Origin of the sequence: Paragemmobacter amnigenus (genome assembly GCF_009908265.2) — a bacterium.
Taxonomy (GTDB): Bacteria; Pseudomonadota; Alphaproteobacteria; order Rhodobacterales; family Rhodobacteraceae; genus Paragemmobacter; species Paragemmobacter amnigenus.
In genome coordinates, this window is sequence record NZ_JAAATX020000004.1 from 148,485 (window position 1) to 170,953 (window position 22,469).

A 22,469-nucleotide genomic window follows, 5' to 3' on the forward strand; every position below is an offset into this window, starting at 1 on the left:
ATCATGCGCCCCGACCGGAACGACCGACCGAAAGGGGCCGCGAAATGCCTGACCAAGCCAAGATTTCGCAGCCCGCCTCGATCCTGACGCTGACGCTGAACCCGGCGCTCGACATGGCCTCCTCGGTGCCGCGGATGGTGCCGGACGAAAAACTGCGCTGCTCCGACCCGCAACTCGACCCCGGCGGCGGCGGTCTGAACGTCAGCCGCGCCATCCACGCGCTGGGGGGCGAATCCCTTGCCCTCGTGGCACTCGGCGGGCTGACCGGCGACCGTCTGGCCGAACTCATCCGGCGCGAGGGGGTCATGTTCCTCGGCATCACCGGCCCGGGCGAAACGCGGCAGAGCCTGACGGTGAACGAAGCTTCCACCGGCCGGCAATACCGCTTCATGCTCCCCGGCCCCGTCTGGCAGGAACAGGATCAGGCCCGCGTCTTCATGCTGCTGCGCGCCGCCGGAAAACCGGGCGGTTTCGCCGTGATCTCGGGCAGCCAGCCGCCCGGCGTACCGATGGATTTCCCCGCCCGCCTTGCCGCCGCCATGGCCGGAATGCGCGTGGTGGTGGATACATCGGGGGCGGCCCTGACGCAGGCGGTCACGCATCCCATCCCCGATCTCGAAGTCCTCCGCATGGACGGCGAAGAGGCCGAGACGCTGGCAGGCCGCACCCTCGACACCCGCGCCGACACCGCCGATTTCGCCCAGTCGCTGGTCCGCCGCGGCGTGGCGCGCAAGGTGATCGTGGCGCGCGGGGCGGACGGGTCGGTCCTTGCCGATGCCACCCGCCGCATCTTCGCCAAGGCCCCGAAGGTGAAGGTCACCTCCAAGGTCGGCGCAGGCGACAGCTTCGTAGGGGGCTACGTCCTCGCCCTCGCCCGCGGGCAGTCCGAGGATGCGGCGCTCTCGCAGGGCGTCGCCGCCGCCGCCGCCGCCGTCATGTCCGCCGCGACCGAACTGTGCAACGCCGGCGACGTGGCCCGCCTCCTGCCCGAGGCGGTGGTCTCCGAAGTCTGACCCCGCCTCCCCCGCCGCATATCGGGGGCCAGCCCCCGAACCCCCGGAGTATTTGGGCCGAGATGAAGGGGCGGGTCAGTTGCCCCCCTCTGCCGGAACGGAAGGTTCGGCAGGCGCCGCCGCCTCGCCCGTCTCTGCGGGTGCCTCCGGCGGCGCGACGAGGATGCCGTTCAGCCACACCCCCTCGGCCACCTGACCCGAGGCATAGGTCAGCTTGCCCTGCCCCTGACGCCGCCCCTTCTCGAAGGCCCCGACATAGACATCGCCGCTGGCATAGGTCGCCGTGCCCTGCCCGTGGATCTCGCCGCCAAGCCAGTCGCCCACATAGGCAAAGCCGTCGGGCATGGTCAGCTGCCCCTTGCCCTCGCGCAGCCCCGCGCGGAATTCGCCCGCATAGACCGTGCCATCGGGCCAGACCGCGCGCCCGAACCCCTCGCGCTGGCCCGCCTTGAACTGGCCCTTGTAGACATAGCCGTCGGGCATGGTCATCGTCCCGATCCCGTCGGGCCGCGCATCCTTGAAAGGCCCCTCGTAGACCGACCCGTCGGCATAGGTCGCCCGCCCCGTCCCGCCGATCACCCCCGCGCTCCAGTCGCCCTCGTAACTCGCGCCGCCGGGATAGGTGATCCTGCCCCGCCCGTCCGGCCGGTCCGCCTTCAGCGTGCCCTGGTAGACAGACCCGTCGGGATAGGTCAGCTTCCCCTGCCCCTCCAGCACCCCGGCGCGCCAGTTCCCCTCCAGCACATAGCCGTCGGCCGCGCGGAACACCCCCTGCCCGCTGCGCCGGTCGGCGGCGAAGGTGCCCTCGTAGACATCGCCATTGGCATAGGCGAGCCGCCCCTTGCCGGTCTTCTGCCCCTCGGCAAAGCCGCCCTCGTAGACGTCGCCCGCCGGATAGGTCAGCTTGCCCTGCCCGTTCATCTGGCCCTTCGACCAGTTGCCCACATAGACCATCCCGTCCGGCAGGGTCAGCGTCCCCGCCCCCTCGCGCTGGCCCGCCACCAGAGCGCCCTGATAGACCGCGCCATCGGGATAGGTGACGCGGCCCTCGCCCTGCAGGGCACCGTCGGACCAGTTGCCCTCGTAACGGAACCCGCCCTTTGCCTCCAGCACGCCCTCGCCCTCGTGCCGCCCGTCGCGGAAACTGCCGGTATAGACCGACCCGTCGGCATAGCGTGCGACGCCCTTGCCGGTGATCGCGCCCGCGACCCAGTCACCCTCGTAGCTGCCGCCGTCGGAATAGGTGATCCGCCCCGTCCCGTCGGGCTGGCCGTCCCTGAACGCCCCCTCGTAGACCGACCCGTTGGGATAGCGCGCCCGCCCCGGTCCGGTGATCTTGCCGTCCACCCATTCGCCGGAATACTCGAACCCGTTGGGCAGGCGGTATGTGCCGGTCCCGTGCTGCAATCCGTTGCGGAAGGTGCCCTCGTAGACGGACCCGTCGTCATATTGCTTGGTGACGACCTCGCCCCCGTCCTGCGCCACCGCCGCCACAGGCAGCGCCAACGCCAGCCACACCGCAAGAACCGCCCGTCCCGTCACCCGCATCCGCGCCGCGCCCCGCCCATGATCCTGCGCGAACCCTAGCCGCCGCCCCGCCCTGCCGCAAGGCGCGCACCTTTCCCTCGGCGGGGGTTCTGCTAGAACGGACCAAAGACGCAACGGATGTCCTCGCATGGCCGATACCTTCCGCCTCACGCTGGCGCAACTGAACCCCGTGGTGGGCGACATCGCGGGCAACATCGCCAAGGCCCGCGCCGCATGGGACGAGGGGCGCGCGGCAGGCGCCGACATGGTCGCCCTGACCGAGATGTTCGTGACCGGCTACCAGACGCAGGACCTGATCCTGAAACCCGCCTTCGTCCGCGATGCCATGGCGGCGGTCGAGTCGCTGGCGGCGGCCTGCGCCGATGGCCCAGCCCTCGGCATCGGGGGGCCGTGGTCCGACGGCGGGGCGCTCTACAACGCCTGGTACGTTCTCCAGCACGGCAAGGTGTCGGCGCGCGTGCTGAAACACCACCTGCCCAATGACGGCGTCTTCGACGAAAAGCGCCTCTTCACCCCTGCCGATGTGCACGGCCCCTATGTGGTGAACGGCCTCCGCATCGGCACCCCGATCTGCGAGGACAGCTGGCACCCCGACGTGGCCGAAACGCTGGCCGAGACGGGGGCCGAGATCCTGCTCGTCCCCAACGGCTCGCCCTATCACCGCGGCAAGCCGGACCTGCGGCTGAACCTGATGGTGGCGCGGGTGGTCGAAACGGGCCTGCCGCTGGTCTATCTGAACATGACCGGCGGGCAGGACGATCAGGTGTTCGACGGCTGCTCCATGGTGCTGAACGCGGGCGGACACCTTGCCGTGCAGATGCCCCAGTTCGAGGACTGCATCACCCATGTCGACTTCACCCGCACCCCCGACGGCTGGCAGGCCGCGCGCGGCCTGATGGCCGACATCCCCCCCGTGGCCGAGGCCGACTATCGCGCCATGACCATCGGCCTGCGCGATTATCTGGGCAAATCGGGGTTTTCCAAGGTCGTCCTTGGCCTCTCGGGCGGGATCGATTCCGCGCTCGTCGCCACCATCGCCGCCGATGCGCTGGGGCCGGAGAACGTGCATTGCGTCATGCTGCCCTCGCGCTTCACCTCGCAAGGCTCGCTCGACGATGCCGCCGATTGCGCGCGGCGTCTGGGCTGCCGGCTCGACACCCTGCCCATCACCGGCCCGCAGGATGCCGTGGGTACCGCACTCGCCCCCCTCTTTGCCGGAACTCAGCCGGGCATCACCGAGGAAAACATTCAGTCCCGCCTGCGCGGCCTCCTGCTCATGGCGCTGTCCAACAAGTTCGGCGCGATGCTCCTGACCACCGGCAACAAGTCCGAGGTGGCGGTGGGCTATTGCACGATCTACGGCGACATGAACGGCGGCTTCAACCCGATCAAGGACCTGTGGAAGACCCGCGTCTTCGACACCTGCCGCTGGCGCAACGCCCATCATCGCCCGTGGATGAAGGCCCCGCGCGGCGAGGTGATCCCCCCCGCCATCATCGACAAGCCCCCCAGCGCGGAACTGCGCGACAACCAGAAGGACGAGGATTCGCTGCCGCCCTATCCGGTGCTTGACGCCATCCTCGAAGGACTGGTGGAAAAGGAGCTGTCGGTGGCCGAGATCGTGGCACAGGGCCACGACCTTGCCACGGTGAAACGGGTGGAAGGGCTGCTCTATACCAGCGAATGGAAGCGCTTCCAGTCCGCCCCCGGCGTGCGGCTCACGCAAAAGGCGTTCTGGCTCGACCGCCGCTATCCCATGGTCATGCGCTGGCGCGACGGCAGCGGCGCGCAGGGCTGATCCGCGGCCCCTGCGGAAAAGGCGGCACGCAAGTCGGGATTGGAACAGACGCCACCCCGCGCCCCGTGCTCCTGATGTCGGTCAAGGGCGGAGGGACGGATGCGCTACGGAACGGGCATGGTGCTGGTGGTCGCGGCAGGCGTGACATGGTCGTTGCAGGGGCTGATCTTCCGCCAGATCCATGACGCGGGCACATGGGCCACGCTGTTCTGGCGCTCGGTCGGGATGATCCCCGTGCTTCTGGGCTTCCTGATGTGGCGCGCGGGCGGCTCGCCCCTCCCCGCCATCCGCTCGGTCGGGCTTGCGGGCGCGCTGGGCGGGCTGGGGCTGGTGGGGGCCTTCGGCGGCGCGATCTATTCTATCCAGTCCACCACCATCGCCAATGCCGTTTTCCTCTTTTCCGCCTCGCCCTTCCTGACCGCACTGATCGGCTGGATGGCGCTGGGCGAACGCGTCCGGACCGAGACATGGGCCGCCATGGGCGTGGCGCTGGCGGGCATCTTCATCATGGTCCGCAGCGACCTGTCGGGCGGCGCGCTGGCGGGAAATGCCGCAGCACTCCTCTCGGCGCTGGGCTTTGCCGTATTCACCGTCACCCTGCGCTGGGGCAAGGTGTCGGACAGCCTGCCCTCGGTCCTGCTGGGCGGGCTCTTCTCGATCATCGCAGGCGCCACCGTCGCCGCGCAGATGGGCCAGACGCTGGCCGTCCCCCTGCCCGACGCGCTCTGGGCCATGGCGATGGGGGCGGTGACGCTGTCGGGGGGGATGGTGCTCTACGAACTGGGCAGCCGCGTGGTCCCCGCCGCCGAATCCGCGCTCCTGTCGAATATCGAGGTGATGCTCGCCCCCCTCTGGGTCTGGCTGTTCCTGGGCGAGACGGCCTCTGCCGCCACCTTCCTCGGCGGGGCGGTCCTGCTGGTCGCGGTCACCATGAACGGCATCTCCGGCGCAAGGCGGGCCGCGGCCGCCTGACCCCGCCCCCACGCCCCGCAGACCCCCTTGACTGTATCTCAATCGAGATACACCCTTGCCCGCAGGTCCAAGGGAAAGCCCGCATGCCCGCCAACACCACCATGCTCCACATCCGCATCGACGAAGACGTCAAGACCCGCGCCGCCGCCGCGCTCGAAGGGGTGGGGCTCACCCTCTCGGACGCCGTCCGCATCCTGCTGACCCGCGTCGCGCGCGAGGGCGGCCTTCCCCCCGGCCTGACCGTGTCCGAGGAAACCCACGACGAATGGTTCCGCCGCAAGGTGCAAGAGGCGCTTGACGACCCGGGGCCGCTCCTGTCCCATGAAGAAGCGATCCGTGAAATTGACGAGTTGATCCGTATCCGTGTCCGAGACAGAAGTCCGCTGGAGTAGACGCGCCCGTCTCGACGTGGCCTCGATCCATGCCTATCGCAGACCACAATCCGGTCGCAGCGGCGGCCCTTCGCGCCACGATCTTCGAGCGCGTTGCCCGCCTTCCCGCCAACCCCCGCGCCCATCGCACCGGCCGCCTTGCCGGCACGCGCGAGATGGTGGTGCACCCGAACTATATCCTCGTCTACGCCCTCGCCGAAGACACCGTCACCATCCTGCGCGTCCTGCACAGCGCGCGGAACTGGCCATAGGATGGGCACTATTGCCCACCTACCGGTGCCGCCGGAAGAACCGCGCCTTGGCATAAAGCTCCTCCAGCCGCTTCAGCCGCCCTTCCGTCACCTCCCACGTCCGGTCCTGCACCGACGCCAGCAGCGTCTCCACCAGAACCAGCAGGGACACGGTGGAATCCCACGCGCTCGGCGCCTCGATATGGCAGGCCAGCACATGCCGCGCATGGGCGGCGGCGGGCGACAGCCAGCGGTCGGTGACAAGGATCACCTCCGCCCCCTGCTCCAGCGCCAGCTCGGTCAGTTGCAGCACCGAATTCTCGTAGCGGCGGATGTCGAACACGACCAGCACATCCCCCCGCCGCATGTCCAGAAGAGCGGGCGGCCACGTATTCGACATCCCCGACAGCAGCGTCACATCCGACCGAACATTCCGCATCAGCGTGACAAGGTAATCCGCCATCGCATGGGTGATCCGCCCGCCCATCGCAAAGACCCGCCGCGCCGGATCGGCCAGCAGCGCCGCCGCCGCGTCGAATTCCGCATGGTCGATCTGCCCCAGCGTCGCCTGCAGATTGCCCACCACCGCATCGGCAAAACGGTTGAGGATATGCGTATCCGGTACCCCCCCCGCCCAGCGGTCATGCTTGACCAGCGGCGAGACGAGCATCGCCTCTACCTCTCCCCGCAGCGCCTGCTGGTAATCGGGATAGCCCTTGTAGCCCAGCTTCTGGCACAGCCGCACCACCGTCGGATTCGACACCCCCGCCGCCTTGGCCAGTTCGGTGATCGATCCCAGCGCCGCCACGGGATAATGCGTCAGGATATGCCCCGCCAACTGCCGTTCGGCCCGCGTCAGGTCACCCATCGCGCCGCGCATCCGGTCCTCGATCGTCAGCGCAGCGTCCATGCGGCCTCCTCTTTCCCCCGCCCGGGGCACATTCGGCCAGCGTGGCCGAATTCCCGCAACCGTCCAAGTCAGAAAAGTTTGTAACAGAAATGCGCGGGCCGAAAAATTCTTGACAGTCCCACGCCGCGGCGGAACTCTTGGCCCCATCAGCGGCGAAGGGGACTCGCGCCATGAACGCGGGCGGAACGGGGAATACGGCGGTCTTTCCGCCCGTGGTCGAGAATGGCACGGCCCGTGGGCGTCTGGTGCTGGTCTGCGAACATGCCTCGAACCATATCCCCGCGCGCTGGGGCGATCTGGGCCTGACGGCGGAACAGCGCATGGCCCATATCGCCTGGGACCCCGGCGCGCTGGGCGTGGCGCGCGGGCTTGCGCGCCTGCTCGACGCCGTGCTGGTCCATGCGCCCGTCTCGCGGCTTGTCTACGATCTCAACCGCGCGCCGCATATGGCGGGCGCCATGCCCGCACGATCCGAGGTGCATGACATCCCCGGCAATGCCGCCCTCACCCCCGACCAGCGCGCCACGCGCACGGCGGCGGTCTATACTCCCTTCCACCATGGCCTGCATTCCCTGCTGATGGACCGCCTCGCCCGCGGCCTTGCCCCGGTGATGGTGACCATCCACAGCTTCACGCCGGTCTATTTCGGCACGCCCCGCGCGGTGGAATTCGGCGTCATCCACGATGCCGACGAAACCCTGCCCCGCACCATCCTGTCCGAAGCCCGCGCCCGCACGCCGCTCCGCGCCGAATGGAACGAACCCTATTCCGCGCTGGACGATGTGACCCACACCCTGCGCCTGCAGGCCACGCCCTATGGCCTGCCCAATGCCATGCTGGAAATCCGCAACGACCTGATCGCCACCCCCGCGGCCGAACAGGCCATGGCCGGCACCCTTGCCCCCGTCCTGTCGGCCGCCATCGCCGCCCTTCCCGCCGGGGTGACGGCATGACGCGGCCCGCCCCGCCGCGCAGGCCCCTTGCCTTCCGCGACGCGGCCCGCAAAGATATGATCAAATTCCCCGTCCAACCCACGGACCCCGCCATGCCGCCCTCCGACCCCCTTCTGCGCGACTGCTGGCCCCGCAAGCCCGAATTCGGCGGTGCCCGTTCCGTCTGAGCGACCCAGCCCGTTCCCCGGCCCGGCCAAGGGCCAGACGCACCGCACAACAGATGAGAGCAAGACATGCCCGGCAACATGACCCTCGACGCCCTGAAAGAAGCCGTGGACCGCGGCGAGATCGACACCGTCCTCGTCGCCTCGGTCGACATGCAGGGGCGGCTGATGGGCAAACGCTTCCACGCCGCCTTCTTCGTGAATGGCGGCTGGAAGGAAACCCATTGCTGCAACTACCTCCTCGCCGTGGACATGGAGATGAACACCGTCCCCGGCTACAAGACCGCCGGCTGGGAAAAGGGCTATGGCGACTACGTCATGAAACCCGACCTCGCCACCCTGCGCCGTATCCCGTGGCTGCCCGCCACCGCGCTCTGCCTTGCCGACCTGCTCGACCACCACACGCATGAGGAGGTGGCCGTCAGCCCCCGCGCCATCCTGAAAAGACAGGTCGCCCGCGCCCGCGCCATGGGCTTTGACGCGATGATGGCGACGGAACTCGAATTCTACATCTTCGAGAACGCCTACGAAGACCTGCGCGACACCGGCTTCGGCGGCCTCAAGCCCATCAGCGCCTATAACGAGGATTACCACATCTTCCAGACGACCAAGGAAGAAAGCCTCATGCGCGACGTCAGGAACCACCTCTACGCGGCAGGCATCCCCATCGAAAACACCAAGGGAGAGGCCGACAGCGGCCAGCACGAGGTGAACTACCGCTATTCCGACGCGCTGGACACCGCCGACAACCACGTCATCGTCAAGCAGGGCGTGAAGGAGATCGCGCATCTGAAGGGCAAGTCGGTGACCTTCATGGCGAAATACGACCACCGCAAGGCGGGGTCGTCGTCACACGTGCACCAGTCGCTCTGGACGCTGGACGGCAAACCCGCCTTCTACGACCATGATGACGAACACGGCATGTCCGCCACGATGAAGCACTTCCTCGCGGGCCAGCTTGCCCATGCACAGGAAATCACCGCCTTCCTCGCGCCTTACGTCAACAGCTACAAACGCTTCTGCATCGGCCTCTTCGCGCCGACCAAGGCGGTGTGGAGCGCGGACAACCGCACCGCAGGCTTCCGCATCTGCGGCGAGCATACCAAGGCCGTGCGCGTGGAATGCCGCATCCCCGGCTCCGACGTGAACCCCTACCTCTGCTGCGCCGCCCTTCTGGCCGCAGGACTTGCAGGCATCGAAGGCAAGATGGAGCTGGAGCCCGAGATGAAGGGCGACATGTACAACACCGCCGGTATCCGCGAAATTCCGAAAACCCTGCGCGAGGCCGCAGACCGCCTGCATGGCTCGTCCATGCTGCGCGCGGCCTTCGGCGACGATGTGGTGGACCACTACCACCACGCCGCGCAGTGGGAGATTTCGGAAACGGACCGCGTGGTGACCGATTTCGAACTCCAGCGACTGCTGGAACGCGCATAAGTAGGGCGGGGTTCACCCCGCCCTGGGACGGATCGGCGGGGTGAACCCCGCCCTACAAGGACGCCGAACATGAAACCCATCCAACTCATCTCGCCGGTCGACGGATCGGTCTATCTGGAACGCATGCCCCTGACGCCCGAGGCCGCACAGGCCGCCGTCGCCCGCGCCAAGGGCGCGCAAAAGGCATGGGCCGCCCGCCCGCTGGAGGACCGCATCGCGCTGGTCAAGGCGGGCGTGAAGAAGCTGAACGAAATGTCGGCCGTGATCGTCGAGGAACTGGCCTGGCAGATGGGCCGCCCCACCCGCTTCGGCGGCGAATTCGGCGGGGTGAATGCCCGCACGGAATACATGTCCGACATCGCCGCCGCGACCCTCGCCCCGCAGATGATCGAGGACAGCGACAAATTCCGCCGCTACCTCGCCCGCGATCCGGTGGGCGTGGTCTTCATCGTGGCCCCGTGGAACTATCCCTACCTGACCACCATCAACACGCTGGTCCCCGCCCTGATCGCGGGCAACACCGTGATCCTGAAACACGCCAGCCAGACCATGAAGGTCGGCGAGCGTCTGGCAGAGGCCTTCCACGCCGCAGGCGTGCCGGAAGACGTGTTCCAGAACGTCGTCCTCGACCATGCCACGACGGAATCGCTCATCGCCGCGCGCTCCTTCGGCTTCGTCAACTTCACCGGCTCGGTCGCGGGCGGGGTCGCGATGGAAAAGGCCGCCGCAGGAACCTTCACCCCCCTCGGCCTCGAACTGGGCGGGAAAGACCCGGGCTATGTCCGCCACGACGCGAACCTCGACGCCGCCGTCGATACACTCATGGACGGCGCGATGTACAATGCGGGCCAGTGCTGCTGCGGGATCGAACGCATCTACGTGCATGAATCGCTCTACGACGCCTTCGTCGAAAAGGCCGTGGCATGGGTGAAAACCCTGAAACTCGGCAACCCCTTCGACGCGGACAGCACCCTCGGGCCGATGGCGAACAAGCGCTTCGCCGCCGTGGTCCGCTCCCAGATCGCCGAGGCCGTGGCCGCAGGCGCCAAACCCCTGATCGACCCCGCCCTCTTCCCCGCCGATGACGGCGGCGCCTATCTCGCGCCGCAAATCCTCGTCAATGTCGACCACTCCATGCGCGTGATGACCGAGGAATCCTTCGGTCCCGTCGTCGGCATCATGAAGGTCAAGGACGATGAAGAAGCCGTGCGCCTGATGAACGACTCGCCCTATGGCCTGACCGCCTCGGTCTGGACGCAGGATTACGAGACGGCACAGGCCATCGGCCAGCGCATCGAAACCGGCACGGTCTTCATGAACCGCGCCGACTACCTCGACCCCGCGCTCTGCTGGACAGGGTGCAAGGATACGGGTCGCGGCGGCAGCCTGTCCTATCTCGGGTTCCATTCGGTGACCCGTCCGAAATCCTATCACCTCAAGAAGGTCTGACCCCATGACCCACAACGTTCCCAACCGGAACTGGTCCTATCCCACCGCCATCAAATTCGGCGTGGGCCGCATCGCGGAACTGGCCGATCACTGCAAGGGCGCAGGGATCACCAAGCCGCTCTTCGTCACCGACAAGGCGCTCGCCTCGCTGCCCATTACGGCCGAAGCCGTAGCGGTCTTGTCCAAGGCGGGGCTGGGATCGGCAGTGTTCTCCGAAGTCGACCCCAACCCGAACGAAGGCAACATGGCCGCAGGGATCGCCGCCTACAAGGCGGGCGGCCATGACGGCGTGATCTGCTTCGGCGGCGGCTCGGCGCTCGACCTCGGCAAGATGATCGCGCTGATGGCGCATCAGCGGGCCGACCTGTCGGTCTGGGATCTGGAAGATATCGACGACTGGTACACCCGCGCCGATGGCGACAAGATCGCCCCCATCGTCGCCGTCCCCACCACCGCAGGCACCGGCTCGGAAGTGGGCCGCGCGGGCGTGCTGACGAATTCCGTCACGCACAAGAAGAAGATCATCTTCCACCCCAAACTGATGCCCGCCGTCACGATCTGCGACCCTGCGCTGACCGTGGGGATGCCCAAATTCATCACCGCAGGCACCGGCATGGACGCGCTGGCCCATTGCCTCGAGGCGTTCTGCTCCCCCTTCTACCACCCGATGTCGCAGGGCATCGCGCTCGAAGGGATGCGGCTGGTGTTCGAAAACCTGCCCACCGCCTATAGCGACCCCGCCAACCTCGAGGCGCGGGCGCATATGATGTCCGCCGCCGCCATGGGCGCGGTCGCCTTCCAGAAGGGTCTGGGCGCGATCCACTCGCTCTCGCATCCCGTGGGCGCGGTCTACAACACCCATCACGGCACCACCAATGCCGTGGTCATGCCCATGGTGCTCGACTTCAACCGCCCCGCGATCGAGGCGCGTCTCGAAAAGGCAGCCGCCTATATCGGCATCGCGGGCGGCTTCGACGGCTTCCGCAAGGCGGTGATGGACCTGCGCGCCACGCTGAACATCCCCGCCAACCTGACAGCCATGGGGGTCGAGGCCGCGCGTCTGGACGAACTCACCGACATGGCGCTGGAAGACCCGTCCTGCGGCGGCAACCCGATCGAGATGACGCGCGAGAATACCCGCGCCCTCTACGCCGCCTGCATGTAAGGCACCCGCAGGATGGGCTATAGCGCCCATCCTGCGCCCCACCGGACCGCACCGCCATGACCCGCCACGTTACCACCGAAATCGCCGTCATCGGCGCGGGCGTCGTTGGTCTGGCCGTGGCCGAACGCCTGCTGGCACAGGGGCACGCGGTGACGCTCCTCGACCCCCACCCGCCCGCCGCAACCGTGGCCGAGACGGCGGCCAGCTACGGCAATGCCGGCACCATCGCCGATTACGCCGTCCTGCCCGTCGGCACGCCGGACGTGCTGAAAAACCTCCCCTCCCTCCTCTTCGACCGCAATTCCCCCCTCGCCATCCGCCGCGCCGCGCTGCCCGCGCTCCTGCCCTGGCTCGCCCGCTTCGCCCTGCAATCCCTGCCCCGCAGGGCCGAGGCCAACGCCCGCACCATCGCCGCCCTCCTCTCCACCGCCACCGCCGACTGGCTTGACCTCGGCGACCGTCTCGGCGGCGGCGACATCCTGAAAAAGCGTGGCTGCCTCTATGTCTACGAAAAGGCCGCCGCCTTCCGCGCCGCCGCCACCGACATGGCCTTCCGCCGCAGCCTCGGCGTCACGGTGGACCTGATCGACCCCGCCACCCTGCGCCAGATGGAACCCGCCCTGCCCGAGGTCGAGGGCGGCGCCGCCTTCTTCCCGCAGGCCGTCTTCCTCGACGATCCCGGCCGGATGGTCGCCCTACTCGCCGCCGAAGTCACCCGCCGCGCCGAGATCATCGCCACCCGCGCCGACCGCCTCGACCGGCAGGTCGACGGCGTCACCCTCACCGGCCCCGGCCTGCACCTGCACGCCCGCCGCGTGGTGATCGCCGCAGGGGCCCATTCCCGCCGCCTCGCCGCCATGGCAGGCGACCGCGTGCCCCTCGACACCGAACGCGGCTACCATGTCGAATGGGACATGGACTGCCCCCCCGTCACCCGACCCACCTGCCCGACCACGCGGGGCTTCTACCTCTGCCCGATGCAGGGACGGCTGCGGGTGGCAGGCACGGTGGAACTGGGCGGGCTGACCGCGCCCCCCTCGCCGCACCGCATCGCGCGCCTTGTCGAAGGGGCCCGCGCCATCTTCCCCGACCTGCCCGAACCCTCGCGCCAGTGGATGGGCTTCCGCCCGTCGATGCCCGATTCCGTCCCCGTCATCGGCCCCTCCCGCGCAGGGGCCGAGGTGATCCATGCCTATGGCCACGGCCATATCGGCCTGACGCTCGCCCCCGTGACCGCCCGCCTCGTGGCCGACATCATCGCGGGCCGCCCGACCGAGATGGACCTGCGCCCCCTGCTGCCCCACCGCTTCTGACCGCAAAATCCGCCCCGCGAAGAGGTTTCACGCGATCCTTCTGCGAAGGATCCCCCCATCCCCCCCAAATCTTCGCAGAAGATTTGCCCCGCATGATTTTCGCCAGAAAATCATGCGCCCCCGTCACCCCCCGACGCGCGGGCTTGATTTTTCCCCCGCCCCTGCGACAGGTGGCGGGTGACGTGACAAAAGGGGTGTGATCATGGCGAAACGGGCGCTGGTGACGGGATCGGCGGGCTTCATCGGCTACCACCTCTGCCACCGCCTTCTGGCCGCGGGCTGGCAGGTCACGGGCCTTGACGCCATGACCCCCTATTACGACGTCACGCTCAAACAGCGCCGCCACGCCCTGCTGGCGCAGCACCCCGCCTTCCGCCCCGTCGAAGGCCGGATCGAGGACGAGGGCCGCGTCGCCGCCCTCGCCCAAGGCGCCGACGCCATCCTCCACCTTGCCGCACAGGCCGGCGTGCGCCACTCCATCGACGCGCCGCGCAGCTATGTCGACGCCAACCTCACCGGCACCTTCCAGGTGCTCGAGGCCGCCCGCGCCACCCGCCCCGCGCATCTGCTGATCGCCTCCACTTCCTCGGTCTACGGTGCCAATACCGCCATGCCCTATGCCGAGACGGACAAGGCCGACCTTCCCATGTCCTTCTACGCCGCCACCAAAAAGGCGGCCGAGGCGATGGCGCATTCCTACGCCCACCTCTACGCCATCCCCACCACGATGTTCCGCTTCTTCACCGTCTACGGGCCATGGGGCCGCCCCGACATGGCGCTGTTCAAATTCACCCGCGCGATCCTCGCAGGCGAACCCATCGACATCTACAACCACGGCGACATGCGCCGCGACTTCACCTATGTCGACGATCTGGTCGAAGGGATCATCCGCCTCATCGCCGTCCCGCCACGGCACAGCGCAGGCGACCGCGACAGCCTCTCGCCCGTCGCCCCCTTCCGCATCGTCAACATCGGCAACGGCGCGCCCGTGGGGCTGATGGATTTCGTGCAGGCGATCGAAGAGGCGCTGGGCACGACCGCGAAAAAGAACCTCCTGCCCATGCAACCTGGCGACGTGCCCGCCACATGGGCCGATGCGACGCTGATCGAGGCGCTGACCGGCCCCCTGCCCCGCACCGCCATCCGCGACGGCGTCCGCCGCTTCGTCGACTGGTATCGCGACTACTACCGCGTCTGAAGGGCCACCCCGCCCCGCGCGGATCGGATGCCCGCCCCTGCCGCGCAGAAAACGCCTGCCCTGTCGCGAGACGAATTGCATTCCCCGACAGGCGGCGAAATGCTGCTCCGCGCCGCACCGGCGGCCCTGACCCGAGCGGAGCCTTGAATGACCCCCGTCTATATCTGCGACTACATCCGCACCCCCATCGGCCGCTTCGGCGGGGCCCTCGCCCATGTCCGCACCGACGACCTCGGCGCGATCCCGCTGCGCGCGCTGATGCAGCGCAATGCAGGCACCGACTGGGACGCCGTGGATGACGTGATCCTCGGCTGCGCCAATCAGGCGGGCGAGGACAACCGCAACGTCGCGCGCATGGCGCTCCTGCTCGCAGGGCTGCCCGTCGGCGTCACCGGCACCACGATCAACCGCCTCTGCGGGTCGGGCATGGATGCCGTCCTCATGGCCGCGCGGCAGATCGCCTCGGGCGAGGCAGAGCTGATGGTCGCAGGCGGCGTCGAATCCATGTCCCGCGCGCCCTTCGTCATGCCCAAGGCCGACACCGCCTTTTCCCGCCATGCCGAAATCCACGACACCACCATCGGCTGGCGCTTCGTCAACCCCGCCATGCAGGCCGCCTACGGCACCGACTCCATGCCGCAGACGGGGCAGAACGTGGCCGATGACTACGGCATCGACCGTCAGGCGCAGGATACCATGGCGCTGGCCTCGCAGACCAAGGCCGCCGCCGCGCAGGCCAATGGCAGGCTCTCGCGCGAGATCACGCCCGTCATCCTCCCGCAACGCAAGGGCGACCCCCTTCGCGTGGCGCAAGACGAACATCCCCGTGCCACCACGGCCGGATCCCTCGCGAAACTCGCGCCGCTCTTCCCCGGCGGCTCCGTCACCGCAGGCAACGCCTCGGGCGTGAACGATGGCGCGGCGGCGCTCCTGCTGGCCTCGGAACCTGCCATGGCGCGCCACGGGCTGCGCCCGCTTGCCCGTATCCTCGGCGGCGCCACGGCGGGCGTGCCCCCCCGCATCATGGGCATCGGCCCCGCACCGGCCAGCACGAAACTCATGGCCCGCCTCGGACTGCGGCAGGACGATTTCGACGTGATCGAACTGAACGAGGCCTTCGCGGCACAGGGCATCGCCACCCTGCGCCAGCTCGGCATCGCCGATGACGACCCGCGCGTGAACCGCAACGGAGGGGCGATCGCGCTGGGCCATCCCCTCGGAATGACGGGCGCGCGCATCACGGGCACCGCCGCGCTGGACTTGCAGGAAACCGGCGGCCGACGCGCGCTTTCAACCATGTGCATCGGCGTGGGGCAGGGCATCGCCATCGCGCTGGAACGGGTCTGACCCCCTCCCGCCGTCACCCCCGCCTTGCGCCCCTACAGCATCCCGGGCACGACCTGATCCGGCGGACGGTGCCCGTCGGCAAAGGTCTTGATGTTGATGATCACCTTCTCGCCCATCTCGATCCGGCCCTCCAGCGTGGCCGATCCCATATGCGGCAATAGCACCACATTGGGCAGCTCGCGCAGGCGCGGGTTGATCTCGGCCCCGCGCTCGTAGACGTCCAGCCCCGCCCCCGCGATCTCTCCGGCGCGGATCATGCGGGTCAGGGCATTCTCGTCGATCACCTCGCCGCGGCTCGTGTTCACGATCACCGCCGAGGGCTTCATCAGCTTCAGCCGCCGCGCGTTCATCAGGTGATAGGTCGACGGCGTATGCGGGCAGTTGATCGAGATGACATCCATCCGGCTCACCATCTGGTCAAGGCTTTCCCACCATGTCGCCTCGACCTCCGCCTCCACCTCGGGGCGCAGGCGGCGGCGGTTGTGGTAATGGATCTGCATCCCGAAGGCCCGCGCCCGCCGCGCCACCGCCTGCCCGATGCGCCCCATGCCAAGGATGCCCAGCCGCTTGCCCCCGATCCGCCCGCCCAGCATCGCCATGGGCGACCAGCCGGACCAGCCCTCGGCCTGCATCATGGCGATCCCCTCGGGGATGCGCCGCGTCACGCCAAGGATCAGCGCCATGGTCATGTCCGCCGTATCCTCGGTCACCACACCGGGGGTGTTTGACACAAGAATCCCGCGGCTGCGGGCGGTCGCCACGTCGATATGGTCCACCCCCGCCCCGTAATTCGCGATCAGCTTCAGCTTCTCGCCCGCCTGCGCCAGCAGGCCCGCGTCGATCTGGTCGGTGATCGTCGGCACCAGCACATCCGCCCGCCGCATCGCCGCCGCCAGCTCGTCGCGCGACATCGGCGTGTCGGGATCGCGCAGATCGACGTCGAACAGCTCCTTCATCCGCGTTTCCACCGGTTCCGGCAACCGTCGCGTCACGACAACACTCAGCCGTCCTGCGGGCATTGGCGTCTCCCTGCACTTCCAAATCCGTCCTCGGAATGGCAAAGTGGCGGGAAGCGGGGCAAGGTACAAGCCCCCGCAAAGGTCCGCGCAACGACGCGGACCCCAGAGGCGGCAACAGCGGCCCCCGCAGGGGGAACCGCGGCAAGGACGGGCGGACGCGATGGCGATCATTCTCAGGGCGGCGCTTGCGGGCGCGCTCATCCTGTCGGCGACGGGACTGGCGGCGGAAACCCTCCGCCCCATGCCGCGACCGGCAGATCTGGTGACAGGTGCCGCCGCACCCGCCCCCGCCAGCGCCGAAACCCAAAGCGCCGGAACCCAGAGTGGCCAAGCCCCGCCCCCCGCTGCGGCGGCGGCCACCGAAACCCCCGCCCTCGCCGCTCCGGCCCAGCCCGCCCCCGCGCAGGCCACCGCCGCCCGCCCGCCTGCCCGCGACATGTCCAAGGGCTCGGTCACCAACCTGCCCCTGCCCCGCTTCGTCAGCCTCAAGGGCAATGGCGGCAACGCCCGCCGCGGCCCGGGCCTGACGCACCGGATCGACTGGGTCTTCACCCGCTCGGGCATGCCGCTCAAGATAACCGCCGAATACGAACACTGGCGCCGGGTCGAGGATGCCGAAGGCTTCGGCGGCTGGGTCAACTACGCGCTGCTCTCCGGCGTCCGCTCGGCCCTTGTCGCCGTCGACATGGCCGAATTCCGCGCCCGCCCGCAGGATGACGCCACCGTCACCTTCAAGGCCGAACGCAACGTCATCGGCTGGATCGAGGAATGCCTGCCCGACTGGTGCCGCCTGTCGGTGCAGGGCGAAGAGGGCTGGATCCGCAAGACCGCGCTCTGGGGCGTGAAACCCGACGAAACCATCGAATGACAAAGCTGCGAGTCGCTTTCGCTTGATCGGCAAGGCATACCTTTGCTAGCGCGCCGCCAGACACCACGCGGCGCGTGACCGGAGCCTGCCATGACCCGACCTTCCACCGTCCGCATGAACCTCTCCGCAGGTCTGGCCTCGGTCCTCGTGGCCGGCAGCCTTGTCGGGCTGAAACTCTGGGCCTTCGGCCAGACCGGCGCGCTCTCTGTCGCGGCCTCGCTGGCCGACAGCGCGATGGACCTCATGGTCAGTCTCGGCGCGATGGCCGCCATCCTCTACGCCGCCAAGCCCGCCGACGAGGATCACGCCTTCGGCCATACCTCCGCCGAGGACCTCGCCGCGCTGGGCCAGTCCGTCTTTATCGCCATCGCCGCAGGCACCATCGCATGGAGCGCGGCCGGACGCCTGCTCGCGCCCGAACCCGTGGCGCTGACGGATGAACGGCTGGGCATCGCCATCATGGGCGTCTCGATCGTGCTGACGCTCGGCCTCGTCTGGTGGCAGGGCCGCGTCGCCCGCCGCACCGGCAGCCGCGTCGTCGCGGCGGACCGGCTGCACTATCTGGGCGACCTTCTGCCCAATATCGGCTCCATCCTGTCGCTCTGGGCCTCCAGCCGCTTCGGCCTTGGCAGCATCGACTCGGTCGTGGCGCTTGGCGCCGCCGCCATGCTGGGCCTTGGTGCCGCCCGCATCGGCAAGGGTGCGTGGGACGCGCTCATGGACCGCCGCGCCGATCCCGAAATCGTCGAAGGCATCGGCCGCATCGCGCATGACTGGCCGGGCGTGCACGGCTTCCACGACCTCAAGACCCGCACGGCAGGCAGCCGCGTCTTCGTCAACATCCACATCGAACTCGACGGCGACCAGTCCCTGCGCGACGCCCATGCCATCGGCGCGGGCCTGCGCCGCGCCATCCTGACGGCCTATCCCCAGACCGATGTCATCGTGCACAAGGATGTCGCGGACGGGGATGTCGCGGACGGGGATGTCGCGGACGGGGATGTCGCGGGCGGGGACGCCCCCCACGCCACGCCCCCCCGACAGCGGCACTGATCCCGCCCCCATTCCTTTTCCCGTCCGTCGCCTTTGGCTTTGGCTTTGTCCTGTGGCACGATCTGTGGCAACAGGCTTGCCACCACTCCGCCTGCCCGCTATTATTCAAATGTATAATTCATGGACCCGATGACCGAACGCCCCGAACGCCGCCCCTATCGCCGCGCCGGCGAGGAGAAACGCCGCGAAGACCTCATCGCGGCGGCCATGGAACTCGTCTCCGAAGGCGGCCCCGAGGCTGCGACCGTGCGCGCCATCGCGGCGCGGGCCGGCGTGACGGCGGGTCTGATCCGGCACTACTTCTCGTCCAAGGAAGACCTGACCAACGCCGCCTACCGTCAGGTGATGGACCAGATGACCGCCCACGCCCTGCGCGCGATCGAGACCATCCCCGCCGCCGATCCCGTCGCCCGCCTTGCCGCCTTCATCGCGGCCAACTTCCGCCCGCCAGTCATGACCCCCGTCAGTGTCGGCGTCTGGGCGGGCTACATGCATCTCGGCCGCAGCGACCCGTCCCTGCACGAAACGCACGAGGCGACCTATCTGGGCTACCGCGACCGCCTGCAAGAATTGATCGCCGCCCTTCCCCGCCCCGCCGACCCCGCCCGCGACCGCCGCGAGGCCATCGCCTGCAACGCCCTGATTGACGGCTTGTGGATCGAAGGCGGCTCCCTCCCCGACAGCTTCGCCGAAGGCGAGGTGCTGCGGATCGCGCTCGACGGGATCGCGGCCATCCTCGGGATCACCTTTCCCGCCTCCGCCTACCACTCCGACCAGCGAAAGACAGGTTGAATGCGCTACGCCCCCGTAACCGAACGCCTTGCCGGACTCGGCGGTGACAAATGGCACATCCACATGCTCGCCCGCCGCATGGCCGCGGCGGGGGAAGCGGTGATCGAACTCACCATCGGCGAACCGGACGTCCCCACGCCCCCCGCGCTGATGGACACCGCCGCCGCCGCCATGCGCGCGGGCCGCACCGGCTATAGCAACGGGCGGGGCGAGCCGAACCTGACCGCCGCCCTCGCCGCCCGCTACACCGCCCGCCGCGGCCGGCCCGTCACCCGCGATCAGGTGATGTGCTTCCCCGGCACGCAGACCACGCTCTACGCCGTGCTTCAGGCCATCGTCACCACGGGGGACGAGGTGCTGGTGGGCGATCCCATGTATGCCACCTACGAAGGGCTGATCCGCGCCACCGGCGCCGATGTCGTCCCCGTCCCCCTCCGCCCCGGGGCAGGCTTCCGGATGCAACCCGCCGATGTCGCCGCCCGCATCACCCCGCGCACGCGCCTCCTCTTCCTCAACAGCCCGCACAACCCCACCGGCGCGGTGCTGTCGCGCGACGACCTCGCCGCCCTCTGCGCGCTGGCCCGCGACCACGACCTCTGGGTCCTCTGCGACGAGGTCTACGAGGATCTCTGCTTCCCCGGCACCACCTTCGCCTCCCCCCTCGACCTGCCCGACTTTGCCGATCGCGTGATCGTCGCCTCCTCCATCTCGAAATCCCATGCCGCGCCGGGCTTCCGCTCGGGCTGGTGCGTGGGCCCCGCGGAATTCTGCGCCCGCCTCCTGCCGCTGTCGGAAACCATGCTCTTCGGCAGCCAGCCCTTCATCGCCGACATGACAGCCGAAGCCGTCTCCGCCCCCTCGCCCGTTGCCGCCGACATGATGGCCCGCTTCCAGCGCCGCGCCGCCCTGATCCGCGACCGCCTGCACGGCGTGGCGGGCCTGTGCGTTCACATGCCGCAGGCGGGCATGTTCGCCCTGCTCGACATCCGCTGCACCGGCCTGTCGGGCGATGATTTCGCCCGCCTCCTGCTCGAACGGGAAAAGGTCGCGACCATGCCCGGCGAAAGCTTCGGCTCCGCGCTTGCCGGCTGGCTCCGCCTCTCGCTCACCCAGCCCGACGACCGCATCGCCACCGCCTGCGACCGCATCGCCACCTTCACCGAAACGCAAAGGAAAGCGGCATGAGGACGGTAGGACAGGCCCTCGTCGCAGGACTCCGCGCCCGCGGGGTCGACGTGGTCTTCGGCATCCCGGGCGTGCACACGATCGAACTCTACCGCGGCCTCGCAGGCGGCGGCATCCGCCACGTCACCCCCCGCCACGAACAGGGCGCGGCCTTCATGGCCGACGGCTATGCCCGCGCCTCGGGCAAGCCCGGCGTCGCCTTCGTCATCACCGGCCCCGGCCTGACCAACGCGCTCACCGCCATGGCACAGGCCAAGGCCGACAGCGTCCCCGTCCTCGTCATCTCCGGCGTGAACCGCCGCGCCTCGCTGGGCCGCGGCTTGGGTCTCCTGCACGAACTCCCCGATCAGGCCGCGATGGTCCGCGCCCTCTGCCCCACCGAACGGCTCGAAGATCCCGCCGATCTCGAACCCCTCCTCGACCGCGCCTTCGCCCGCCTGCTGACGGGCCGCCCCGGCCCCGTCCATATCGAAATCCCCACCGACGTCATGCCCCTTGCGGCAGCCGAAGCCCCCCGCGCCCCCCTGCCCGCCCGCCCCGCCCCCGACCCCGGACAGATTGCCCAAGCCGCCCACCTCCTGAACGCCGCCACGCGCCCCGTCATCCTCGCCGGCGGCGGCGCGCGCGGCTGCGACGCGGCTCTGCGCCAACTGGCCGAACGCCTCGACGCGCCCGTCATCCTCACCGTCAACGCGCGCGGGATGCTCCACGCCCACCCCCTCGCCGTCCCCGCCTCGCCCTCGCTCGACGCCCCCCGCGACCTGATCCGGCAGGCCGACCGCATCCTTGCGCTGGGCACCGAACTCGGCCCCACCGACTACGACATGTATGTCCGCGGCGGATTCCCCGACCTCTCCTCCATGATCCGCGTCGATGTCTGCGCCGACCAGCTCGCCCGCCACCCCGCCGCCCTGACCATCCGCGCGGAAACCGCCGCCACCCTCGCCGCCCTCCTCCCCCACCTCGCCTCGAGACAGGCCGACGGCCCCGCCCGCGCCGCCACCACACGGCAACAGGCCCGCGCCGAACTCGCCCCCCTCCACCCCCGCATGCCGCACCAGCTCGCCATGGTCGAAGCCATCCGCGACGCCATCCCGGACGCCCAGATCGTGGGTGACAGCACCCAACCCGTCTACGCCGCCAACCTTTACTACGACCACGACCGCCCGGGCGGCTGGTTCAACGCCGCCACCGGCTTCGGCGCGCTCGGCTTCGGCCCGGGTGCCGCCATCGGCGCGGCCATCGCCAACCCCGCCACCCCCACCCTCTGCCTCATCGGCGATGGCGGTCTGCAATTCGACCCCGCCGAACTCCGCGTCGCGGTGGACGAACACCTCCCCCTCACCTTCCTCGTCTGGAACAACGCCAGCTACCGCGAGATTGCCGAGGCGATGCGCGACGCCCAGACCGAAATCATCGGCTGCACCCCCTCCCCCCTCAACCTCGCCCCCTTCGCCGCCGCCTGCGACCTGCCCTTCGCCTCTGTCCCCGAAGACCCCCAAGCCCTCCACGACGCCCTGCGCCAACCGCACCAGGGCCCCCGCCTGATCGAGATCCGCGTCACCTCCTGACTCGCCCCTTCATCTCGGCCCAAATACTCCGGGGGTGCGGGGGCTGGCCCCCGCTGCACCACCGCCAGCATTTGCATTTGATCAAATTCCGC

At 69.1% G+C, this 22,469-nt stretch carries 20 protein-coding genes; 17 read left to right on the top strand and 3 right to left on the bottom strand.

What is annotated here, in order from left to right; translation table 11 throughout:
• Positions 1–44 precede the first annotated feature (44 nt).
• Positions 45–1,013 (top strand): 1-phosphofructokinase family hexose kinase, encoded by a 969-nt coding sequence (locus tag GU927_RS06800; RefSeq protein ID WP_161761599.1) that lies wholly within the window; start codon positions 45–47, stop codon positions 1,011–1,013.
• Positions 1,014–1,088: 75 nt separating this feature from the next.
• Here GU927_RS06800 and GU927_RS06805 read toward each other — a convergent pair whose 3' ends face one another.
• Positions 1,089–2,561 (bottom strand): MORN repeat-containing protein, encoded by a 1,473-nt coding sequence (locus tag GU927_RS06805; RefSeq protein ID WP_161761600.1) that lies wholly within the window; start codon positions 2,559–2,561, stop codon positions 1,089–1,091.
• Positions 2,562–2,688: 127 nt separating this feature from the next.
• Between GU927_RS06805 and GU927_RS06810 the strand changes: the two genes are divergently transcribed.
• From GU927_RS06810 to GU927_RS06825, 4 genes are all read left to right on the top strand, one after another.
• Positions 2,689–4,359, top strand: coding sequence for an NAD+ synthase (locus GU927_RS06810; RefSeq protein ID WP_161761601.1), 1,671 nt, complete (start codon positions 2,689–2,691; stop codon positions 4,357–4,359).
• A gap of 99 nt (positions 4,360–4,458) precedes the next feature.
• The gene (locus tag GU927_RS06815) at positions 4,459–5,331 is read left to right on the top strand and encodes a DMT family transporter (protein ID WP_161761602.1); all 873 of its coding nucleotides are present in this window, start codon (positions 4,459–4,461) and stop codon (positions 5,329–5,331) included.
• Between the two features lie 83 nt (positions 5,332–5,414).
• A complete protein-coding gene (locus GU927_RS06820; RefSeq protein ID WP_161761603.1) occupies positions 5,415–5,723 on the top strand; it encodes a type II toxin-antitoxin system RelB/DinJ family antitoxin in 309 nt (102 codons plus the stop codon).
• Positions 5,724–5,752: 29 nt separating this feature from the next.
• Positions 5,753–5,974, top strand: a complete 222-nt coding sequence (locus GU927_RS06825; protein WP_232489144.1) for a type II toxin-antitoxin system RelE/ParE family toxin — start codon at positions 5,753–5,755, stop codon at positions 5,972–5,974.
• A 19-nt stretch (positions 5,975–5,993) separates the two neighbouring features.
• Here GU927_RS06825 and GU927_RS06830 read toward each other — a convergent pair whose 3' ends face one another.
• Positions 5,994–6,863 carry a MurR/RpiR family transcriptional regulator gene (locus GU927_RS06830; RefSeq protein ID WP_161761604.1) on the bottom strand — a complete coding sequence of 290 codons (870 nt, stop codon included), beginning with the start codon at positions 6,861–6,863 and terminating at the stop codon, positions 5,994–5,996.
• A 170-nt stretch (positions 6,864–7,033) separates the two neighbouring features.
• On the opposite strand from GU927_RS06830, the gene GU927_RS06835 reads away from it, so the two are divergent.
• The 7 genes from GU927_RS06835 to pcaF all read left to right on the top strand — a co-directional run bounded on the left by GU927_RS06835 (position 7,034) and on the right by pcaF (position 15,889).
• Positions 7,034–7,816, top strand: a complete 783-nt coding sequence (locus tag GU927_RS06835) for an N-formylglutamate amidohydrolase (protein ID WP_161761605.1) — start codon at positions 7,034–7,036, stop codon at positions 7,814–7,816.
• A 233-nt stretch (positions 7,817–8,049) separates the two neighbouring features.
• Positions 8,050–9,417 (top strand): glutamine synthetase family protein, encoded by a 1,368-nt coding sequence (locus GU927_RS06840; RefSeq protein ID WP_161761606.1) that lies wholly within the window; start codon positions 8,050–8,052, stop codon positions 9,415–9,417.
• A gap of 69 nt (positions 9,418–9,486) precedes the next feature.
• Positions 9,487–10,866 carry an aldehyde dehydrogenase family protein gene (locus GU927_RS06845; protein ID WP_161761607.1) on the top strand — a complete coding sequence of 460 codons (1,380 nt, stop codon included), beginning with the start codon at positions 9,487–9,489 and terminating at the stop codon, positions 10,864–10,866.
• A 4-nt stretch (positions 10,867–10,870) separates the two neighbouring features.
• Positions 10,871–12,031, top strand: coding sequence for an iron-containing alcohol dehydrogenase (locus tag GU927_RS06850; protein WP_161761608.1), 1,161 nt, complete (start codon positions 10,871–10,873; stop codon positions 12,029–12,031).
• A 56-nt stretch (positions 12,032–12,087) separates the two neighbouring features.
• Positions 12,088–13,344 carry an NAD(P)/FAD-dependent oxidoreductase gene (locus GU927_RS06855; protein ID WP_161761609.1) on the top strand — a complete coding sequence of 419 codons (1,257 nt, stop codon included), beginning with the start codon at positions 12,088–12,090 and terminating at the stop codon, positions 13,342–13,344.
• 202 nt (positions 13,345–13,546) lie between these two features.
• Entirely contained in the window at positions 13,547–14,542 is a 996-nt protein-coding gene (locus GU927_RS06860; protein ID WP_161761610.1) for an SDR family NAD(P)-dependent oxidoreductase, read from the top strand.
• A 147-nt stretch (positions 14,543–14,689) separates the two neighbouring features.
• Positions 14,690–15,889: a 3-oxoadipyl-CoA thiolase gene (pcaF, locus tag GU927_RS06865; protein ID WP_161761611.1), complete on the top strand. Its 1,200-nt coding sequence runs from the start codon at positions 14,690–14,692 to the stop codon at positions 15,887–15,889.
• A gap of 32 nt (positions 15,890–15,921) precedes the next feature.
• On the opposite strand, the gene GU927_RS06870 is transcribed toward pcaF, so the two are convergent.
• Entirely contained in the window at positions 15,922–16,908 is a 987-nt protein-coding gene (locus GU927_RS06870; RefSeq protein WP_161761612.1) for a 2-hydroxyacid dehydrogenase, read from the bottom strand.
• 160 nt (positions 16,909–17,068) lie between these two features.
• On the opposite strand from GU927_RS06870, the gene GU927_RS06875 reads away from it, so the two are divergent.
• The 5 genes from GU927_RS06875 to GU927_RS06895 all read left to right on the top strand — a co-directional run bounded on the left by GU927_RS06875 (position 17,069) and on the right by GU927_RS06895 (position 22,377).
• Positions 17,069–17,776, top strand: coding sequence for an SH3 domain-containing protein (locus GU927_RS06875; protein ID WP_232489145.1), 708 nt, complete (start codon positions 17,069–17,071; stop codon positions 17,774–17,776).
• A 90-nt stretch (positions 17,777–17,866) separates the two neighbouring features.
• On the top strand, positions 17,867–18,829 hold the full coding sequence (locus tag GU927_RS06880; protein ID WP_161761613.1) for a cation diffusion facilitator family transporter: 963 nt from the start codon (positions 17,867–17,869) through the stop codon (positions 18,827–18,829).
• Between the two features lie 120 nt (positions 18,830–18,949).
• Complete coding sequence (locus GU927_RS06885; protein ID WP_332838491.1) at positions 18,950–19,621, top strand: TetR family transcriptional regulator C-terminal domain-containing protein; 672 nt, start codon at positions 18,950–18,952, stop codon at positions 19,619–19,621.
• Complete coding sequence (locus GU927_RS06890; RefSeq protein WP_161761614.1) at positions 19,622–20,806, top strand: pyridoxal phosphate-dependent aminotransferase; 1,185 nt, start codon at positions 19,622–19,624, stop codon at positions 20,804–20,806.
• Positions 20,803–22,377 (top strand): 5-guanidino-2-oxopentanoate decarboxylase, encoded by a 1,575-nt coding sequence (locus GU927_RS06895; RefSeq protein WP_161761615.1) that lies wholly within the window; start codon positions 20,803–20,805, stop codon positions 22,375–22,377. The genes GU927_RS06890 and GU927_RS06895 overlap by 4 nt, the downstream gene beginning before the upstream one ends.
• The last annotated feature ends 92 nt before the right edge of the window (positions 22,378–22,469 follow it).

Coding starts and splice junctions, on each gene's coding strand:
- GU927_RS06840 (WP_161761606.1), top strand. CDS start 8,050: ATGCCCGGCAACATGACCCTCGACGCCCTGAAAGAAGCCGTGGACCGC.
- GU927_RS06895 (WP_161761615.1), top strand. CDS start 20,803: ATGAGGACGGTAGGACAGGCCCTCGTCGCAGGACTCCGCGCCCGCGGG.
- GU927_RS06845 (WP_161761607.1), top strand. CDS start 9,487: ATGAAACCCATCCAACTCATCTCGCCGGTCGACGGATCGGTCTATCTG.
- GU927_RS06855 (WP_161761609.1), top strand. CDS start 12,088: ATGACCCGCCACGTTACCACCGAAATCGCCGTCATCGGCGCGGGCGTC.
- GU927_RS06830 (WP_161761604.1), bottom strand. CDS start 6,863: ATGGACGCTGCGCTGACGATCGAGGACCGGATGCGCGGCGCGATGGGT.
- pcaF (WP_161761611.1), top strand. CDS start 14,690: ATGACCCCCGTCTATATCTGCGACTACATCCGCACCCCCATCGGCCGC.
- GU927_RS06890 (WP_161761614.1), top strand. CDS start 19,622: ATGCGCTACGCCCCCGTAACCGAACGCCTTGCCGGACTCGGCGGTGAC.
- GU927_RS06800 (WP_161761599.1), top strand. CDS start 45: ATGCCTGACCAAGCCAAGATTTCGCAGCCCGCCTCGATCCTGACGCTG.
- GU927_RS06810 (WP_161761601.1), top strand. CDS start 2,689: ATGGCCGATACCTTCCGCCTCACGCTGGCGCAACTGAACCCCGTGGTG.
- GU927_RS06880 (WP_161761613.1), top strand. CDS start 17,867: ATGACCCGACCTTCCACCGTCCGCATGAACCTCTCCGCAGGTCTGGCC.
- GU927_RS06805 (WP_161761600.1), bottom strand. CDS start 2,561: ATGCGGGTGACGGGACGGGCGGTTCTTGCGGTGTGGCTGGCGTTGGCG.
- GU927_RS06825 (WP_232489144.1), top strand. CDS start 5,753: ATGCCTATCGCAGACCACAATCCGGTCGCAGCGGCGGCCCTTCGCGCC.
- GU927_RS06815 (WP_161761602.1), top strand. CDS start 4,459: ATGCGCTACGGAACGGGCATGGTGCTGGTGGTCGCGGCAGGCGTGACA.
- GU927_RS06870 (WP_161761612.1), bottom strand. CDS start 16,908: ATGCCCGCAGGACGGCTGAGTGTTGTCGTGACGCGACGGTTGCCGGAA.
- GU927_RS06820 (WP_161761603.1), top strand. CDS start 5,415: ATGCCCGCCAACACCACCATGCTCCACATCCGCATCGACGAAGACGTC.
- GU927_RS06850 (WP_161761608.1), top strand. CDS start 10,871: ATGACCCACAACGTTCCCAACCGGAACTGGTCCTATCCCACCGCCATC.
- GU927_RS06875 (WP_232489145.1), top strand. CDS start 17,069: ATGGCGATCATTCTCAGGGCGGCGCTTGCGGGCGCGCTCATCCTGTCG.
- GU927_RS06885 (WP_332838491.1), top strand. CDS start 18,950: ATGGACCCGATGACCGAACGCCCCGAACGCCGCCCCTATCGCCGCGCC.
- GU927_RS06860 (WP_161761610.1), top strand. CDS start 13,547: ATGGCGAAACGGGCGCTGGTGACGGGATCGGCGGGCTTCATCGGCTAC.
- GU927_RS06835 (WP_161761605.1), top strand. CDS start 7,034: ATGAACGCGGGCGGAACGGGGAATACGGCGGTCTTTCCGCCCGTGGTC.